Below are 17,687 nucleotides of genomic sequence, written 5' to 3'. Positions count from 1 at the left end.
TTTTCGGTTGGGTTGCGGCCGGGCAGCGCCTATATCGGGCGCATGACCGATACCGCTTCCCTTTTCACCGACGCCCGTGGCCTTCTGTACCGTCCGGGCTTGCTCGATCCTGATGGCGCGCGCCGGCTGACGGCGCAGGCGCTTGCGCGCTGCGACGACGGTGAGCTTTATCTGCAATATCGCGCCAGCGAGAGCTTCGGGTTTGACGATGGCCGGTTGAAGACGGCCGATTATTCCACCGATGCGGGCTTTGGTCTGCGTGGCGTATCGGGCGAGATGACGGGCTTTGCCCATGCCAATGATTTGAGCGAGGCGGCCATCGCCAAGGCGGCGCAGACGCTGACCTTGCTCGATCCCGCCAAGGATCAGCCGGCCCCGCCGCCCCAGCGCACCAATCGCCATCTTTATACCGATGCCAATCCGCTCGAAATCGTGCCCTTTGCGGAGAAGGTCGCGCTATGTGCTGAGATCGACGCCGCTGCGCGCGCGCGCGACCCCCGTGTCGCACAGGTGTCGGTCAGCGTCGCGGGCAGCTGGTCGGTGGCCGAAATCGTGCGTGCCGACGGCTTCACCGCGACTGACATCCGGCCGTTGGTCCGCCTCAACGTCTCCATCATATTGGAGGAAAATGGCCGGCGGGAAACCGGCGTGTTCGGCATTGGTGGTCGTTATCTCTACGATCAGGTGATGGATAAGGCGGTGTGGAACCGCGCAATTGACGAGGCGCTGGCCCAGGCGCGCGTCAATTTGTCGTCCGTCGCCGCGCCGGCGGGCGAAATGACCGTGCTGCTTGGTCCCGGTTGGCCAGGCGTTCTGGTCCACGAAGCGATCGGCCATGGGCTGGAAGGCGACTTCAACCGCAAGGGCACTAGCGCCTTTTCCGGACGCATCGGCCAGCGCGTCGCGGCACCCGGGGTCACCGTGGTCGATGACGGGAGCATCATGGATCGCCGCGGATCCTTGTCCATCGACGACGAGGGCACCCCGACGCAGGAAAATATCCTGATCGAGGACGGAATATTGCGGGGCTATATGCAGGATCGGTTGAATGCCCGGCTGATGGGCGTGGCGCCCACCGGGAATGGCCGCCGCGAAAGCTATGCCCATGCGCCCATGCCGCGCATGACCAACACCTTCATCAAGGGCGGGCAGGATGATCCTGCAGAACTGCTCAGCCGCATGAAGAACGGGATTTTCGCCAAGAGCTTCGGCGGCGGTCAGGTCGATATCGTGTCGGGCAAGTTCGTCTTTTCCTGCACCGAGGCCTATAAGGTGGAAAATGGCAAGCTGGGCGATCCCATCAAGGGCGCGACGCTGATCGGTGACGGTCCAACCGCGCTGACCAAGGTCATCGGCATCGGCAATGACTGGGCGCTCGACGAAGGCATCGGTATGTGCGGCAAGGGCGGGCAGAGCGTGCCGGCCGGTGTCGGCCAGCCTACGTTGCTGATGGAGGGGCTGACGGTGGGTGGCACGGCGGCATAGGCTTTCCTGCGCCCAACCGAGCCGCCTGTCCCGCCAAGCGTGGGAACTACTGGTTCGGTGCGACATTTGTTCTGCATGAACATGCTGACCGACAGCCATGATGCCGTGACCGCCGACTGGGCGGCCGCGCTGCTCGATTTCTGGTTCAATCAGGTTGGTGAAGAAGGATGGTGGAGCCATGATCCCAGGCTGGATCGTGTCTGCACCGAAAAATTTGCCGAGCTTTGGCGCGACAAACAGGCTCAACCTGCTGAGGATTTTCTGGATCGCGCCGATGATGCTTTGGCGGCGATCCTTTTGTTCGATCAACTGCCCCGCAATATGTTCCGGGATAGCGCGGACGCCTTTGCAACCGATGCCCTGGCCCGCGACATTGCCCGCGGCGCGATTGCGCAGGGCTATGATGTGCAGATTGGCGGGGCGGGACGCTGCTTCTTCTACATGCCCTTCATGCATAGCGAAGATCGCGAGGATCAGGACCTGTCCCTGACCCTGTTCGAAGGAGCGGGCGACGCCAAATGGCTCGATTTCGCCCGGCAGCATCACGCAATCATCGCGCAATTTGGCCGCTTTCCCCATCGCAATGCCGTGCTTGGTCGCGAAACCCGCGACGAGGAACGGGATGCTGTCGCCAAGGGAGAGAATTGGTAGGCGGCTTGCCCAAAAAATAGGCAACATTCCTCCACTGCTCAATTTTGCAGCGGGTGCTCTGCTGCGAGCTGGCGTGAGGCCCGCATTAACGCGCCTTTAGCAATTTGGCACGCCCCTTGCTGCTATGTCCCCGCACACCATTCACAGGGGGCGACATGAAACTTGTCATGGCTATCATCAAGCCGTTCAAGCTGGACGATGTCCGCGAGGCGCTGTCCTCGCTCGGCATTGCCGGCATGACGGTCAGCGAAGTGAAGGGCTTCGGTCGCCAGAAGGGGCAGACCGAAATCTATCGCGGCGCCGAATATTCCACCAACATGGTCCCGAAAATCAAGGTTGAGGTCGTCTGCGAAGATGATCTGGCGCCGCGCGTGGTCGAAGCGACCCAGGCGGCGGCCAATTCGGGCGCCATTGGCGATGGCAAGATTTTCGTCCTCGATGTTGGTCAGGCCGTGCGCATCCGCACAGGCGAGACTGGCGAAACCGCGCTGTAAGAAGGGGGAAATGATGAGCTTTTCCAAGAAATTCTGCGGCGTGGCGGGGGCTGGCGCCCTGTCGCTATTCGCCGCTCTGCCCGCATGGGCGCAAGAGGCGGCCGCTGCCGCCCCGACGCCGGACAAGGGCGACACCGCCTGGATGATGATGTCGACCATCCTCGTCCTGGCGATGATCCTGCCGGGCCTTGCCCTTTTCTATGGCGGCCTCGTCCGCACGAAGAACATGCTGTCGGTCATGACGCAGATTGGCGCGGCGACCTGCTTCGCCATGCTGATCTGGGTCATCTATGGCTACAGCCTGGCCTTTGCCGGCCCGAGCAACGGTTTCATCTCCGATCTTTCCAAGGTGTTCCTGGCCGGCATCACGCCGGATTCGACGGCGGCGACCTTCACCGACGGCGTCGTCATTCCCGAATATGTGTTCGTCTGCTTTCAGATGACCTTCGCGGCGATTACGGTATCGCTGGTGCTGGGGTCCGTGGTCGAGCGGATCAAATTCTCCGCCGTCATGGTGTTCGCCCTCATTTGGCTGACCATCGTCTATTTCCCGATCGCCCATATGGTGTGGGCCGCTGGCGGCCTGTTCTTCGAAATGGGCGCGCTGGATTTCGCCGGCGGCACCGTGGTGCATATCAATGCCGGTGTCTCGGCGCTGGTCGCCTGCCTCATCCTGGGCAAGCGTATCGGCTATCCCAAGGAGCCCATGCCGCCGCACAGCCTGACGCTGACGGCGGTCGGCACCGGCCTGCTGTGGGTCGGCTGGTTCGGCTTCAACGCCGGCTCGGCGCTGGAGGCCAATGGATCGGCCGCGCTGGCCATGATCAACACCTTCGTCGCTACCGCTTCGGCCGGTCTGTTCTGGATGCTCGCCGAGCGTGTCAATGGCCACAAGGGGTCTGCTCTGGGCTTCTGCTCGGGCATCATCGCTGGCCTCGTCGCCGTTACGCCGGCAGCGGGCAATTCGGGTCCGTTCGGCGCCATCGTCCTGGGCGCGGCCGCATCGGTCATCTGCTTCTACACCGTCACGGTTCTCAAGCCGAAGCTCGGCTATGACGATAGCCTCGACGCCTTTGGCATCCACGGCGTGGGCGGCATGATCGGTGCGATCGGCACCGGCATCGTCTATTCGCCCTCGCTGGGCGGTCCTGGCGGCGCGGACTTCTCGATCGGCGGCCAGCTGGTGACGCAGATCCTGGCGACCGTCACCACGATCGTCTGGGCGGCCATTGGCACCGCCATCGCCATCTATATCGCCAAGGCCGTCACTGGCCTGCGGGTCAGCCAGGAGGTCGAATATGAAGGCCTAGACCTCGGCGAACATGGCGAGCGTGCCTACAACCCGTAAGTTTCACTGATTTGGCCGGGCGGCCACCCCTGACAGAGGGATCGCCGCCCCGCCTTCCGATGTTCCTCCTGCGAACATGCCTTGGGCCGGTGCGAAAGCATCGGCCCATTTTTTTTCGGGGGGGGCAGGGCGTGCCGATCGGCCTACTGGCGATCCCGTTCTGGCTCAGGCGGCAGGCCGACGCCAAAGGCTCTCAGGCCGGACGGTTCCCCCAGGCCAGCGCCGTGCGCGCCCGATCACCTGAAGCCCCGCGCGCGCGACCCACATCAGCTTGTCGCTCTTGCGCGTCACCACGCGATGATCCCACGCCATTGGTCCGCGCCGCGCTACTGTGCGAGCGATGTCGCCATAGATGCCGGCCGCGGCAAGCACCGCCCAGGCCGCACGGGGTTGCAGCGCGCCGGTGCCGTGCCGCGCGCTCGCCTCATAGGCGGCGGCCATGTCGGCGAGCCGGCGGCCAAGGATGGCAAGGCGGGGGCGAACCCACGGTTTCATATGCTCGCCCGGCGGAATGTCCATTTCCACCAGCCATTCCACGGGCAGGTAACAGCGGTCCGCCGCTTCATCCTCGCCAATGTCGCGCGCAATATTGGCCAGTTGAAAGGCAAGGCCCAGATCACAGGCGCGATCCAGCGTCGCGTCGTCCTGCGGATCGACCCCCATCAACACCGCCATCATGCAGCCGACCGCACCGGCGACATGATAGCAATAGCGCAGCATGTCATCCTGGCTGCGCGGTCGCCAGTCGCGGGCGTCCAGCGCAAATCCTTCGATGAGATCATGGGCGTAGCGATGGGGGATCGCGCATTCGCGCATCACCAAGCCAAAGCCGTCAAAGGCTGGATCGCCTGTGGGTTCGCCGCGCAAGGCGCGATCGGTCATCACCCGCATGTCCGACAGGCGGGCCTGCGCATCGGCAACGACGCTCAAAGCCCCGCCATGATCCTGGCCGTCGGCAATGTCGTCGCACTTGCGGCACCAGGCATAGAGCAGCCAGGCGCGTTCCCGCGTCTGCCGGTCGAACAATTTGGAGGCCATGGCGAAGCTTCTGGAACCGCGCGCGATGCTGTCGCGGGCATGGGCGACCAGAGCGGTGCGGTCAGGGACGGCGCGATCGGGAGCAATGGGATCGGTCATGGGCGTAACCCATGCCCGCGCGCATCGCCGGCGTCGAGGGGTTACAGCCGCGCGGCCTTCATCGCGAATATTGTTTCGTGGGGCTGATAAGCCGCCATCGCATCGACCAGCGCTTCGATACTGTTTTCATGGACCAGAATGCCGGCATGCTGCGGCCGGATGAAGCCGCTGTCCACCATCTGGCGGTTGAAGCCGATCAGCTGGTCGTAAAAGCCGGCGACGTTGAGTAGGCCGACGGGCTTATCATGATAGCCCAGCTGCGCCCAGCTGATCGCCTCCCACAATTCATCCATCGTGCCGACGCCGCCGGGCAGGGTCACGAACCCGTCCGACAGGTCGGTGAATAGTTGCTTGCGCTGATGCATGGTCTGGACGACGTGCAGCTGCGTGCAGCCCTTGTGCGCGACTTCCGCGCCGACCAGCGCTTCGGGAATCACCCCGATCACTTCGCCGCCCGCCTCCAGCGCCGCGTCCGCCACCGCGCCCATCAGGCCCAGCCTTCCGCCGCCATAGACGACGCCGATGCCCCGCTGCGCCAATGTGCGGCCGACATGGCGCGCCGCGTCGATAAAGGTGAGGTCGGCCGGGGTGGCCGACCCGCAATAGACTGCCAGTCTTTTCATTTAGGTCCTGCTCAAGTCATCCAGCATCAGCGCGGCGGTCGCCTTGGCGCTGCCCACCACGCCGGGGATGCCCGCGCCGGGATGGGTGCCGGCCCCTACCAGATAGAGGTTGGGAATGACATCGTCGCGATTATGCGCGCGGAAGAAGGCGCTTTGGGTCAGCAAGGGCTCCAGGCTGAAGGCGCTGCCCATATGGGCGGCAAGATCCCGGCCGAAGTCACGCGGCGTATAGTGGAACTGGGTGACGATGCGCGATCGGATGTCGGGGATCAGGCGATGCTGGATCTCGTCCAATATCCTTTCGGAATAGGCCGCGCCGAACTGATCCCAGTCGATCGGCAGTTTTCCCATATGGGGCACCGGCGCGAGGGCGTAAAAAGTCGAATGGCCATCGGGCGCCATCGAGGGATCGGTGACGGTCGGGTGGTGCAGATAGAGCGAGAAATCCTGCGGCAGCACGCCATGATCGTAAATATCGGTCAGCAACCCTTCGTAGCGCGGACCAAACAGGATCATATGATGCGGGATGCCCGGCCAGCTGCCCTTGATCCCGAAATGCAGCACGAACAGGCTGGGCGACCAGCGCTTCGCCGCCAGCTTTTCGCCCTGCTTCTGCCCGCGCGGATGATGGGCGAGCAAGTCGCGATAGCTGTGCATAAGGTCAGCGTTGGAGGCGACCGCATCGGCCTCGCCGCGCCAGCCCGATGCGGTGTGCACCGCCGTTGCCTTGTCGCCATAGGTTTCGATCCGCGTGACCGGATCACCCAGGCGAAGCATGCCGCCCAGCCGTTCGAAATGGGTGGCCATGCCCTGCACCAGGCGATTGGTGCCGCCTTTCGCAAACCAGACCCCGCCGTCTTTCTCCAGCTTGTGGATGAGGGCATAGATCGAGCTGGTTTTCATCGGATTGCCGCCGACCAGCAGGGTGTGGAAGGACAGTGCCTCGCGCAGCTTCTCATTCTTCACATAGGACGCGACGATCGAATAGACCGATCGCCAGGCCTGATGCTTGGCGAGCGCAGGCGCAGCCTTCACCATCGACGCGAAATCGAGGAAGGCAACATGGCCAAGCTTGCGATAGCCCTCTTCATACACACCGGCGGCATAATCGCAGAAGCGCTCATAGCCAGCGACATCGCCCGGATCGAGCTTGGCGATCTCGGCCCGAAGCGCGGGTTCGTCGTTGGAATAATCGAAATTGGTACCGTCGCGCCAGTTAAGCCGATAGAAAGGGGACACCGGCATCAGCGTGACGTCCTGCGCCATGTCATGGCCCGACAGCCGCCAGAGTTCGGCAAGGCAATCGGGATCGGTGATGACGGTCGGCCCCGCGTCGAAAGTGAAGCCGGCCTTTTCCCACATATAGGCGCGGCCGCCTGGGCGATCGCGCGCTTCCACCAAGGTGGTCTGGACGCCGGCCGACTGGAGGCGGATGGCAAGGGCGAGGCCGCCAAAGCCCGCACCGATGACGATCGCGGTTCGGGACATCAGGCGGGCGGGTTCAGCAAGGTGCGCATGGCGCTCCTTATGGGGACGGGCGGCTTGCCGCACAAGATGCGCAAACGGTCAGCCATGGTTGACTGGCCGGCATAGAATCTCTGGATGAGCGCGGGGCTGAGGCGGTAGAAGCGCGAGAATATCCGCCAGCGCTCCTCGGGCCGGGCTGCGCCGAACAGCATCTTGCCCAACATGCGGTAATAGCTGCCATCTCGCCAATGCGCCTTGGCATAGGCGCGAGTGGCGGCAGGCAGGCCGTCCAGCGGTTGACGGGCCAGCCAGAGCGCGAAGCGGACGGCGTCGGGCAAGGAATAGCCGGTCATTGGCTGGAACAGGCCGGCGCGCACGCCCGCGCGCGCGACGGGGTCGGATGCCGGCCAGTAGCGATCAAAATCGCCGCCATGGACGACCGGAAGCACGCCGTCTTCCCGATGGATGCTCTGGGCGGCCCATCCCTTCGCTTTGGCATAGGCGGCGATGCGATCGTCCAGCGCTGTGCCGTCGAGATCGGGCGTGTCGCTATAATAAGTGTCTTCGACGAAGATGGTGCGATCATCCCAGGGGAGCAGGTAGACGAAGCGGTAGCCGTCCATTTGATCGACGCTGGCGTCCATGATGACGGGCCGTGCGACGCCGTGCGGCGCAGCGCAGCGTAGCGCGTGCCCGACGAATTTCTGCCATCCGCAGCGCAGCGCGGCCAGGTCGCCTGGCCCGCGTGCGTCGAGCACCGCCTGTGCATGGATCGTGCGGCCATCGACCAGCGTGACATGATCGGGCGCAAGGGTTTGAACCGTCGCTCCCGCGAGCAGCCGATCGCCCAGCATCTTGCGTAGATGGACAGCGAAGGCGACGGAAGTCAGGCTGTTATAAGGGGTGGCCAGGTCGCGCTTGAAACCCGGGAAGACGACGGCATGGCCCTGTGCCCAGCGATGGGCGACCATGGGGTCCACCAGCCAGCGATCCTGCGGGGCGACGTCGCCGTCGAAGAAAGACCAGATATGATTGCCTCCCGGCTCTGCGTCGCGTTCGATCAGCAGCACGCGAAGTTCCGGCCTCAGGGCGGCCAGCGCGAGCGCAGCCAGGCCGCCGGCAAGGCCGCCGCCGATGATTGCGAGGTCACAGTCGATGGAATGCATAGGCCCCTCATAGGGGCTGGAGCGCGGCTGCGATAGCGTCCCTTCCGCCCCTTGTCGCAAAAGCGGATATAATATAGGGGGGTATAGTATGCATATTGTGGAAGACAGGGAAAAGCTGCTTGCGCGGACGCGTCGGATTGCGGGTCAGGTCGCGGCTGTCGAGCGGCAATTGGCGGGCGACGCCGATTGTTCGCAGACGTTGCAGCTGGTCGCGTCCGTCCGCGGCGCCGTCGGCAGTTTGATGGAAGAACTGATCGAACAGCATATGCGCGCGCATGTCGCGCGACCGGGGCTGAGCGACGCTGCCCGCGCGGCGGCGGCCGAAGAGATGCTGGCGCTTATCCGCCGCTACGGGAAATGATGATGCACGGCGATCACCATCACGACCATCACCATGACCACGCACATGATCATGACGCGCCGCCGCCTCTGCCCACCGCGACGCCGGGGGAGGCGGAGGAAAGCCATTATTTCGACCATATTTATCTGAGCGCGGGGCATGATCGTAACGCGCGGCGCACCATGTGGGTGGTGTGGCTGACCGCCGCGACGATGGTGGTGGAGATTGCCTTCGGCTGGCTCACAGGATCGATGGCGTTGCTGGCCGATGGATTTCACATGGCGACCCATGCCGGCGCGCTGGCGGTGGCGGCGGCGGCCTATGGCTATGCACGCCGCCACGCCCGCAATCCGCGCTTCACCTTTGGCACGGGCAAGGTTGGCGACCTGTCGGGTTTCGCGTCCGCTTTGCTGCTGGGCGTCACCGCCCTGTTCATCGCGGTCGAATCGATGCTGCGCTTCTTTGAGCCGGTGCAGGTGGCGTTCGGCGAAGCGACGCTGGTGGCGGTCATCGGCCTGGTCATCAACATCGCGAGCGCGCTGCTGCTGGGGCATGACCATAGCCATGCCGATGGGGACGCGCACGGCCATGTCCATGCGGACAATAATATGCGCGCGGCCTATATCCATGTGCTGACCGATGCGCTGACCTCGGTGCTGGCGATCGCGGCGCTACTGGCCGGGCGCTATATGGGTTGGTGGTGGCTGGACCCGGCGGTCGGCCTGCTGGGCGCGGTGGTCATTGCCCGCTGGGCCTGGGGGCTGATGCAGGACACGGCCGCGATCCTGCTCGATACCGCCGAGCCGGCGCTGATGGCGCGGCTGCGGCTGGAGGCAGAGGCCGAAGGGGCGATAATCCGCGACCTGCATGTCTGGCGGATCGGCCCGCATGCCCATGCCGCGATCCTGAGCCTTGCGCCGGGCGCCGATGGCGCAGCGGTGCGCGCGCGGATCAAGGCGCTGCCGCGCATGGAGCATGTTACGGTGGAGTGCGGATGAACCGCCCGCTTATTGCGGCTTGAGCGCGTCCATGATCTGGCGCACCGGGCTGATGTCATAGCCTGCCGCGGCCGCCTGCGCCGCCAGAACGTCGGGATGATCGCCCGCCCGCGCGCGGGTCAGCGCCCAGAGCAGCGTGCTGCGCGTGCCCGACCGGCAATAGGCCAGCATCTTGCCATCGCCGGTCTGGTCGAGCGCCTGCGCCATGCCATCAAGCTGCCAGGGGGCAAAGCCGCCATGGGCGACCGGCACGGCGACATAGGCGATGCCGGCGTCCTTCGCCGCTGCCTCGATCTCCGCGCCGTTGACCTGCCCCGGCTCCTCATCGTCGGGGCGGTTGTTGACGATGAGGGTGACGCCCTGCGCCTTCGCCTGAGCGACGTCCGCGATGCTGATCTGCGGGGATACGAGGATGCGGTCGGTCAATGGGCGGAACATGGGCGTCTCCTTTGCGGCTGAGCCATGCGACGCGGCGGGCGGGGTTGCAAGGGGGGAGTGTGCGATACGACTGAGAATGCGGCATAGTGATCAAAGCTTGTTCTTCAGCCGCCATTTGTTCATTTATATTGGATGCTACGCGCACTCGCAGGTCTCGTAACTTTAACTTTGATGACAGCAGGGAGCGTTGCTTACCCTGCAACCAAGTTAAAGCTTGCTCCGAAAGCAGTCGAGGCCTGTTTGGCGAAGGGTGGATCGGTGGTAAAGGTCGGGCTTACACAAGCTGAGGCTTGTATAAGAAACTTTCCTGACCGAGGTAAAAGATGCACCGGACCGTCCGACTGCGAAGGTGAGTGTCGATACTGGGATGATACCCGACCTCCGCCTCTGACGAATAAGTCTAGGCGCCATGGCCGGGTTCAGCCATCTCGAATGCCGGACATCGGAGCGAAGGTGTCAGGACAATGTCAGTGGACTTCTGATCCCTCCGGATGCCGCGCCACTGTCGTAGACGGCCGAGTTCAGGATCGTTTCTGCGCGGATTGAATTTGTGATCGCCAACGGGAGTCCACCTTCCCCCTTTGCGGCCCCCCTCACAAAAACGGCCGGATCGCCGCGAGAAACGCGTCGCCCCAGGCGTCGAGCTTTTTCTGGCCGACGCCGCTGATGTGGCTCATGTCGCGGATGCTCGACGGGCGCTGTTCGGCCATTTCGCGCAGGGTCGAATCGTGGAAGATGACATAGGGCGGCACGCCCGCCTCCTGCGCCAGTTCGCGGCGGCAGGCTCGCAGGGCATCGAACAGCGGATCGCCGACGGGGTTGGCGTCGCCGCCTGAACGGGCGTTGCGGCGGCGCTTTTCGCGTTTGGGGGGCAGGAGGATGCGGACCTCCTCCTCGCCGCGCAGGATGGGCCGCGCGTTGGGGCCAAGCATCAGGCCGCCATGCTCGGTCGTCTCCAGCGCGTCGCGGACCAGCAGCGCGCGCGAGACCGGGCGGAGCAGCGCGGTTTCCTCGCCATCGACGATGCCGTGGACCGAGATGCGGTCATGCCCGCGCTCGCGCACCTTGTCGTTGGGGGCGCCGGTCAGCACCGCCTCGATATGGCCCGCGCCGAAGCTCTGCCCGGTGCGATAGACGGCGGAAAGATATTTGCGCGCTGTTTGGGTGGCGTCGATGCTGGCGGGGGGGACGAGGCAATTGTCGCAATTGCCGCAGGTCGGCGGCGGGCTTTCGCCGAAGTGGCGCAGTAGGATGGCGCGGCGGCAGGTGGCGGTTTCGACGAGCGCGCCCAGCGCGGCGATGCGGGTGCGCTCCCCCTGCTGGCGGGCGGGTTCGAGTTCGGCGATCCGCATCCGGGCGCGGGCGAAATCCTCCGCCCCCCAGAAAAGATGCGCGACCGCTGGTTCGCCATCGCGACCGGCGCGGCCCGATTCCTGATAATAGCCCTCGATCGACTTGGGCAGGCCGGCATGCGCGACGAAGCGCACGTCGGGCTTGTCGATGCCCATGCCAAAGGCGACGGTGGCGACCATTACCATATCCTCGCTGGCGATGAAGGCGGCCTGGTTGGCGGCGCGGGTCGCCGGGTCCATGCCGGCATGATAGGCGCGCACGGCTCGCCCGCCGCGCCCCAGCGTCTCGGCGAGTTTTTCGGTCGCGGCGCGGGTCTGGGCATAGACGACGCCGGGGCCGGGGTGCTGGGCGAGAAGGTCGGCCAGCTGGCGCGTCAGCCCCTCGCGTGGGTGGACGGCGTAGCGGATATTGGGCCGGTCGAAGCCCGAGATGATGAGGCCGTCTTCGGGAATGCCGAGCTGGACCAGAATGTCGGCGCGGGTATGCGCGTCCGCCGTCGCGGTGAGGGCAAGGCGCGGGACGTGGGGAAATTCGTCGAGCAACGGCCGCAGCAGCCGATAGTCCGGTCGGAAATCATGGCCCCATTCGGACACGCAATGGGCTTCGTCGATCGCGAAAAGCGCGATCTTTGCCGAACGGAGCAGGTTGCGGAAATTTTCCTGGCTGGCGCGTTCGGGCGCGACATAGAGCAGGTCAAGATCGCCACCGCGCAACCGGTCCTGGGTTTCGCGCCAGTCTTGGTCCACGCTGGTCAGGCTGGCGGCGCGCAGGCCCACCGCATTGGCGGCGCGCAGCTGGTCGTGCATCAGGGCGATAAGCGGTGACACGACGATGCAGCAGCCATCCAGCGCGGCGGCGGGAAGCTGGTAGCAAAGCGATTTGCCCGCACCCGTGGGCATGATGGCCAGTGTCGGGCGGCCCGCCATGACGCGATCCACCACCTGTTCCTGAACTCCGCGAAAGGCGGTGAACCCGAAAATATCGTGGAGAAGCGTGGGGATGTCGCGCGCCATGGCGCGGCCTTAGCGACTGGGGAAGGCAAGGGCTAGAGCGCAGCGCGGGGGAAGGCCGGAATGTCCGCCGGGCGCGGGCGCGAGCTCTCAGGAAATGGTCAGGCGGCCTTGCCTTTGAGCGCCTTTTGCCGGCGGCGCTGCACAGACGATCCGATGCCCATGGCTTCGCGATATTTGGCTACCGTGCGGCGGGCAATGTCCATGCCCTTTGCCCGCAGCATGTCGACCAGCGTGTCGTCGGACAGGATCGCCTGCGGGTCTTCGGCGGAAATCAGCGCCTTGATGTGGCTTTTGACCGCTTCGGCCGACACCGCGCCGTCGCCGCTCGAGGCCGCCACGCCGCTGGTGAAGAAATATTTGAGTTCGTACAGCCCGCGCGGGCAGGAAAGATATTTGTTCGTTGTGACGCGGCTGACGGTGCTTTCGTGCATGCCGATCGCGTCGGCCACGGCCTTCAGCGTCAGGGGCTTCAAATGCGCGACGCCCTTTTGGAAGAACCCCTCCTGCTGGCGCAGGATTTCGCTCGCCACCTTGATGATCGTCTTCTGTCGCTGATCGAGCGCCTTCACCAGCCAGTTGGCGCTGGCCAGGCAGTCGGCGAGCCAGGCCTTGCTGTCCTTGTCCTGCTTGCCGGTCGACAGTTCGACATAATAGCTGCGGTTGATCAGCACGCGGGGCAGGGTGGCGCTGTTGATCTCTATCGCCCAGCCGTCGCTGGCCGGGCGAATGAAGAGGTCGGGCGTCACCGGCGCGGCGGTGGAAGAGGAAAAGCGCAAGCCAGGCTTGGGATCATAGCCGCGCAATTCGGCGATCATGTCGGCCATATCCTCTTCGTCCACACCGCAGATGCGGCGCAGCTGGGGCAGCGCGCCCTTGGCCAAAAGGTCCAGATTGACGAGCAGCCGCGCCATGCACGGATCGTGGCGATCCGCCTCCTTCGCTTGCAGCGCCAGGCATTCGGCCAGCGATCGCGCGCCAACGCCCGTGGGATCAAAGCCATGGATGACGTCCAGCACCCGCTCCACCTGATGAAGCGGCACGCCCAGGCCATGGGCGGTCGTCAGCAGGTTCGCTTCCAGATAGCCCGCTTCGTCGATCTGGCCGATCAGCTGCGACGCGATCAACAGGTCCATCCCCGCCAAAGCGGCGCGTGCCTGATCCATCAGATGCTCCTGCAAGCTGATATCGGGGGCAGCGAAGCTGTCGAAATCGGGAGCATCGTCGGCATAGCCGCCGCCAAGGGGTTCCACACCGCCGCTGGCGCCCATTGCCGACGCGATCCGGTCGCCCGGACCATCGTCTATGAAGGTTTCCGCACCATGATCGACGTCCAGCGGGCTGTCGGCCGCGCCAAGGCCCTGCGCGATCAGATCGTCGCTGGCCCCGCTTTCGGCCGCAAGCGCCGGGGCCTCGACAGCGCGGTCAATGCCGTCGGCCGGGATGGGCGCATCATCCGCGCCGGTGTCGAGCAGCGGGTTTTTTTCCAGTTCGCTTGCGACAAAGGCGTCGAGTTCCAGGTTGGACAGCGCCAGAAGCTTGATCGCCTGCTGCAATTGCGGCGTCATCACCAGAGACTGGCTCTGGCGAATGTCGAGGCGCGGCCCCAGCGCCATCAGCCGGGCGCCCGATCAACAAAGAGAGGCCGCCCCCGACCCATCTTACAACTGGAAATTTTCGCCCAGATACAGGCGACGGACTTCGGTGTTGGCGACCAGTTCGGTGGGATTGCCGGCAAACAGCACCTGACCGCCATAGATGATGCAGGCGCGATCGACGATTTCCAGCGTCTCGCGCACATTATGGTCGGTGATGAGCACGCCGATACCCCGGTTCTTGAGGTCCTTTACCAGATCGCGAATGTCGGCAATCGACAGGGGGTCGATACCGGCAAAGGGTTCGTCTAGCAGCACGATCGAGGGGTTGGCTGCCAGCGCGCGGGCGATTTCGCAGCGCCGACGCTCGCCGCCCGACAGCGCCATGGCCGATGAATCGCGCAGCCGGGTGAGGCCGAATTCATCGAGCAGCTGTTCCAGTCGCGCCGCCCGCGCCGCCTTGTCCGGTTCGGCCAGTTCCAGCACCGCGCCGATATTCTGCGCGACGCTCAGGCCCCGGAAAATCGACGTTTCCTGTGGCAGATAACCCAGGCCCAGGATCGCGCGGCGATACATGGGCAGGCCGGTGATATCCTGACCGTCCAGCACGATGCGGCCGCGATCGGGGCGGACCAGCCCCATGACCGAATAGAAACAGGTCGTCTTGCCTGCGCCATTGGGACCGAGCAGACCGACCACTTCGCCCTTGCCCACGGTCAAGGACACGTCGGACAGCACCACGCGCTTGTCGTAGCTTTTGGCGATCGAGATGACGGACAGGCCATCGCCCACTTCCTGCGGGGCGAGGGGGTGGGCCGGGGTCGGCCGGTCCTGAACGGTCACGTCATGCATCCTGTCATCCTTGGCGAGCCATGGGTTCGCGCGCATAGATTGGCAGTCCTCGCGCGGCTGGCAAGCTTTGTGCATGGTAACAGGATGGGAGCAAGAGTAAAATCCCGGCTCAGCGGATCGGCAAGGCTGTCTCATATTTGGTCGTCGACAGCGCAAATTGCGACGATGCGCCGGCGACCGACGGATGTTTGAGCAAGGTGCGCATCAGGAAATGTTCATAGTCCGCGACGTCGGACGCGACGACGCGCAGCAGATAATCCCATTCGCCCGACATCGAATAGCATTCCATCACCTGTTCGTGGGCGCGCACGAAATCCTCAAACGCGGCAATGGCTTCGGCGGAAAATTCCTTCATCCGGACATGGCACAGCACGATGACGCCTTGCCCCAGCGCGCTGGGATCGGCGATCCACACCGCGCGGCGCAACAGGCCCTGATCCTGCATCGCGCGGACGCGCCGCCAGCAGGACGGGCCGGTGCTGCCGACCCGTTCGGCGAGTTCCGCGTTGCTGAGCGTCGCGTCGCGCTGCAATTCCGAAAGAATACGGCGGTCTAGCAAGTCCAGGCTGGATAAATTCGTCATGCGATTGGCATATCACGAAAAAGGCTTTCAGTCAGGCCGAACGTGGTCGGGATTTTGAAAAGCATTTTCGCGCGTCATTTGCGATGATCATCATATGGAGAGGGACGCCCAAAATCCGCCCGCCGGCGCGGCAGCCGACTGGACAATTTTGCAGGATTGGACCGCCTATGGCGCGGGCGATCACGCCATGTGGGACCGGCTGTTCGAACGACAGGCGGCGATGCTGGAGGGGCGGGTGGTCCCGGAATTTCTCCAAGGCCTCGACATTTTGCGCATGGACCGCCCGGGCATACCCGAATTTGCCGCGCTCAATGAGCGGCTTCGCGCAGCGACAGGCTGGGAAGTGATCGCGGTGCCGGGACTAGTGCCCGATCGTGTCTTCTTCGATCATCTCGCCAACCGGCGTTTCCCGGCCGGGCGGTTCATCCGTACGCCCGAACAGGAGGATTATCTCCAGGAACCGGATATTTTTCATGACGTCTTCGGTCATGTCCCGCTGCTCGCCAATCCGGTCTTCGCCGACTATATGCAGGCTTATGGACGCGGTGGCCTGCGCGCGGACGGAATGGGCGCGATCGCGAAGCTCGCGCGGCTTTACTGGTATACGGTCGAATTTGGTCTGATCCAGACCGATGCCGGCCTGCGCCTTTATGGGGCGGGAATCGTGTCGTCCAACGCGGAATCGCATTTCGCGCTGGAGGACCCGTCGCCCAACCGCATCGGCTTTGACCTGCGGCGGATCATGCGCACCCGCTATCGCATCGACGATTTCCAGCAGAGCTATTTCGTCATCGACAGTTTCGAACAATTGCTGGAGCAGACGACGCAAACGGACTTCGCGCCGCTTTACGCCGATCTGGCCGCGCTGCCCGATCACGACACCGACACCATCGCGCCTGAGGATCGCGTGCTGACACGCGGAACCCAGGCCTATGCCCGACAGAAGGAAGAGGAGCCTTTATGACCGCCACCATGCTGGACCAGCAATCCGACATCGCGTCCGCCAACCCGCTAGGCCTTAACGGGTTCGAATTTGTCGAATTCACCTCGCCCGATCCCGAAGCGATGGCTGCGCAGTTCGAGGCGCTGGGCTTCACCGCGACGCATCGCCACCCGACCAAGAATATCACCCGCTACAAGCAGGGGCGCATCAACCTGATGCTGAACCGCGACGATGCCGGGCGCGTCGCGGCCTTTCGCGGGGTGCATGGTCCGTCCGCCAGCGCCATGGCCTTCCGCGTCGCCGATCCGCAGGCGGCGCTTGCCTGGGCGCTCGACCATGGGGCCAAGGCGACGGAAGAGGATGACACGGTGATCGAAGGGATCGGCGGCGCCTATCTCTACTTCATTAAGGATGGCGAGGACCTTTATGCCAATTGGGCGGAGATGCCCGGCTGGCGTGAGAAAGAGGCGGCCAACAGTGTCGGGCTGGAACTGCTCGATCACCTAACCCACAATGTCCGGCGCGGCCAGATGCGCGTCTGGAGCGAATTCTACCGCACGCTCTTCAATTTCGAGGAGCAGAAATTCTTCGACATCAAGGGGAAGGCGACCGGCCTCACCAGCCAGGCGATGATCGCGCCCGACCGTGCAATCCGTATTCCCTTGAATGAAAGCCAGGACGACAAGAGCCAGATCGAGGAGTTTATCCGCGACTATCATGGCGAAGGCATCCAGCATCTCGCGCTCACCACCGACAATATCTATGAGACGGTGGAAAAGCTGCGGGCGCGCGGCGTGCGACTGCAGGACACGATCGAAACCTATTATGAACTGGTCGACAAGCGCGTGCCGGGCCATGGCGAGGATCTGGAACGCCTGCGCCGCAACCGCATCCTCATCGACGGCGATGTAGAGAGCGAGGGCATATTGCTCCAGATTTTCACCGAAAATATGTTCGGTCCGATCTTCTTCGAGATTATCCAGCGCAAGGGCAATGAGGGCTTTGGCAACGGCAATTTTCAGGCCCTGTTCGAAAGCATCGAACTGGACCAGATTCGCCGCGGCGTCATCAGCGTCGATAGCTGACGCATGCGGTTCCCGCGCTGCATGGCGCGGGAGCGTGCTGCGCTGTTCTAACAAATAAAATGGCGGCCGGTTCGGGATTGGAGAAAATCCCGGTCCGACCGCCATTGGAGCAAAGCGCG

At 64.0% G+C, this 17,687-nt stretch carries 17 protein-coding genes; 8 read left to right on the top strand and 9 right to left on the bottom strand.

Features of this window, described 5'->3' with window-relative positions:
• Positions 1-42: 42 nt before the first annotated feature.
• The 4 genes from tldD to RLDS_RS42405 all read left to right on the top strand — a co-directional run bounded on the left by tldD (position 43) and on the right by RLDS_RS42405 (position 3,978).
• The gene (gene tldD / locus RLDS_RS42420; protein WP_031298323.1) at positions 43-1,485 is read left to right on the top strand and encodes a metalloprotease TldD; all 1,443 of its coding nucleotides are present in this window, start codon (positions 43-45) and stop codon (positions 1,483-1,485) included.
• Between the two features lie 75 nt (positions 1,486-1,560).
• Positions 1,561-2,136, top strand: a complete 576-nt coding sequence (locus tag RLDS_RS42415) for a DUF924 family protein (RefSeq protein WP_031298322.1) — start codon at positions 1,561-1,563, stop codon at positions 2,134-2,136.
• A gap of 155 nt (positions 2,137-2,291) precedes the next feature.
• The gene (locus tag RLDS_RS42410) at positions 2,292-2,630 is read left to right on the top strand and encodes a P-II family nitrogen regulator (protein WP_031298321.1); all 339 of its coding nucleotides are present in this window, start codon (positions 2,292-2,294) and stop codon (positions 2,628-2,630) included.
• A gap of 13 nt (positions 2,631-2,643) precedes the next feature.
• Positions 2,644-3,978: an ammonium transporter gene (locus RLDS_RS42405; RefSeq protein ID WP_021226495.1), complete on the top strand. Its 1,335-nt coding sequence runs from the start codon at positions 2,644-2,646 to the stop codon at positions 3,976-3,978.
• A 165-nt stretch (positions 3,979-4,143) separates the two neighbouring features.
• On the opposite strand, the gene RLDS_RS42400 is transcribed toward RLDS_RS42405, so the two are convergent.
• Genes RLDS_RS42400 through crtY form a run of 4 tightly spaced genes read right to left on the bottom strand, consistent with a single transcriptional unit; the run spans position 4,144 to position 8,371 of the window.
• On the bottom strand, positions 4,144-5,115 hold the full coding sequence (locus tag RLDS_RS42400; RefSeq protein WP_021226494.1) for a phytoene/squalene synthase family protein: 972 nt from the start codon (positions 5,113-5,115) through the stop codon (positions 4,144-4,146).
• A gap of 41 nt (positions 5,116-5,156) precedes the next feature.
• A complete protein-coding gene (locus RLDS_RS42395; RefSeq protein WP_021226493.1) occupies positions 5,157-5,738 on the bottom strand; it encodes an LOG family protein in 582 nt (193 codons plus the stop codon).
• Entirely contained in the window at positions 5,739-7,226 is a 1,488-nt protein-coding gene (locus RLDS_RS42390; protein ID WP_021226492.1) for a phytoene desaturase, read from the bottom strand.
• Positions 7,226-8,371, bottom strand: coding sequence for a lycopene beta-cyclase CrtY (gene crtY, locus RLDS_RS42385; RefSeq protein WP_021226491.1), 1,146 nt, complete (start codon positions 8,369-8,371; stop codon positions 7,226-7,228). The genes RLDS_RS42390 and crtY overlap by 1 nt, the downstream gene beginning before the upstream one ends.
• Positions 8,372-8,459: 88 nt before the next feature.
• Between crtY and RLDS_RS42380 the strand changes: the two genes are divergently transcribed.
• Both RLDS_RS42380 and dmeF read left to right on the top strand, forming a co-directional pair.
• Positions 8,460-8,732 (top strand): metal/formaldehyde-sensitive transcriptional repressor, encoded by a 273-nt coding sequence (locus RLDS_RS42380; RefSeq protein WP_021226490.1) that lies wholly within the window; start codon positions 8,460-8,462, stop codon positions 8,730-8,732.
• Complete coding sequence (gene dmeF, locus RLDS_RS42375) at positions 8,729-9,709, top strand: CDF family Co(II)/Ni(II) efflux transporter DmeF (RefSeq protein ID WP_021226489.1); 981 nt, start codon at positions 8,729-8,731, stop codon at positions 9,707-9,709. The genes RLDS_RS42380 and dmeF overlap by 4 nt, the downstream gene beginning before the upstream one ends.
• A gap of 9 nt (positions 9,710-9,718) precedes the next feature.
• On the opposite strand, the gene RLDS_RS42370 is transcribed toward dmeF, so the two are convergent.
• The 5 genes from RLDS_RS42370 to RLDS_RS42350 all read right to left on the bottom strand — a co-directional run bounded on the left by RLDS_RS42370 (position 9,719) and on the right by RLDS_RS42350 (position 15,540).
• On the bottom strand, positions 9,719-10,147 hold the full coding sequence (locus tag RLDS_RS42370) for a TIGR01244 family sulfur transferase (protein ID WP_021226488.1): 429 nt from the start codon (positions 10,145-10,147) through the stop codon (positions 9,719-9,721).
• A 593-nt stretch (positions 10,148-10,740) separates the two neighbouring features.
• The gene (gene recQ / locus RLDS_RS42365; RefSeq protein ID WP_021226487.1) at positions 10,741-12,513 is read right to left on the bottom strand and encodes a DNA helicase RecQ; all 1,773 of its coding nucleotides are present in this window, start codon (positions 12,511-12,513) and stop codon (positions 10,741-10,743) included.
• 98 nt (positions 12,514-12,611) lie between these two features.
• Positions 12,612-14,126: an RNA polymerase factor sigma-54 gene (gene rpoN, locus RLDS_RS42360; protein ID WP_021226486.1), complete on the bottom strand. Its 1,515-nt coding sequence runs from the start codon at positions 14,124-14,126 to the stop codon at positions 12,612-12,614.
• 45 nt (positions 14,127-14,171) lie between these two features.
• Positions 14,172-14,957, bottom strand: a complete 786-nt coding sequence (lptB, locus tag RLDS_RS42355; RefSeq protein ID WP_021226485.1) for an LPS export ABC transporter ATP-binding protein — start codon at positions 14,955-14,957, stop codon at positions 14,172-14,174.
• Positions 14,958-15,066: 109 nt separating this feature from the next.
• Positions 15,067-15,540 carry an Lrp/AsnC family transcriptional regulator gene (locus RLDS_RS42350; protein ID WP_021226484.1) on the bottom strand — a complete coding sequence of 158 codons (474 nt, stop codon included), beginning with the start codon at positions 15,538-15,540 and terminating at the stop codon, positions 15,067-15,069.
• Positions 15,541-15,634: 94 nt separating this feature from the next.
• Between RLDS_RS42350 and phhA the strand changes: the two genes are divergently transcribed.
• A complete protein-coding gene (phhA, locus tag RLDS_RS42345) occupies positions 15,635-16,504 on the top strand; it encodes a phenylalanine 4-monooxygenase (RefSeq protein ID WP_021226483.1) in 870 nt (289 codons plus the stop codon).
• The gene (gene hppD, locus RLDS_RS42340) at positions 16,501-17,568 is read left to right on the top strand and encodes a 4-hydroxyphenylpyruvate dioxygenase (RefSeq protein ID WP_021226482.1); all 1,068 of its coding nucleotides are present in this window, start codon (positions 16,501-16,503) and stop codon (positions 17,566-17,568) included. Before phhA ends, hppD begins: the two co-directional genes overlap by 4 nt.
• Positions 17,569-17,687: the final 119 nt, after the last annotated feature.

This window comes from Sphingobium lactosutens DS20, from assembly GCF_000445105.1.
Classification (GTDB): Bacteria; Pseudomonadota; Alphaproteobacteria; order Sphingomonadales; family Sphingomonadaceae; genus Sphingobium; species Sphingobium lactosutens.
The sequence above is the reverse complement of the archived record's forward strand: the minus strand, read 5'-3'. Positions and strand labels throughout refer to the sequence as shown.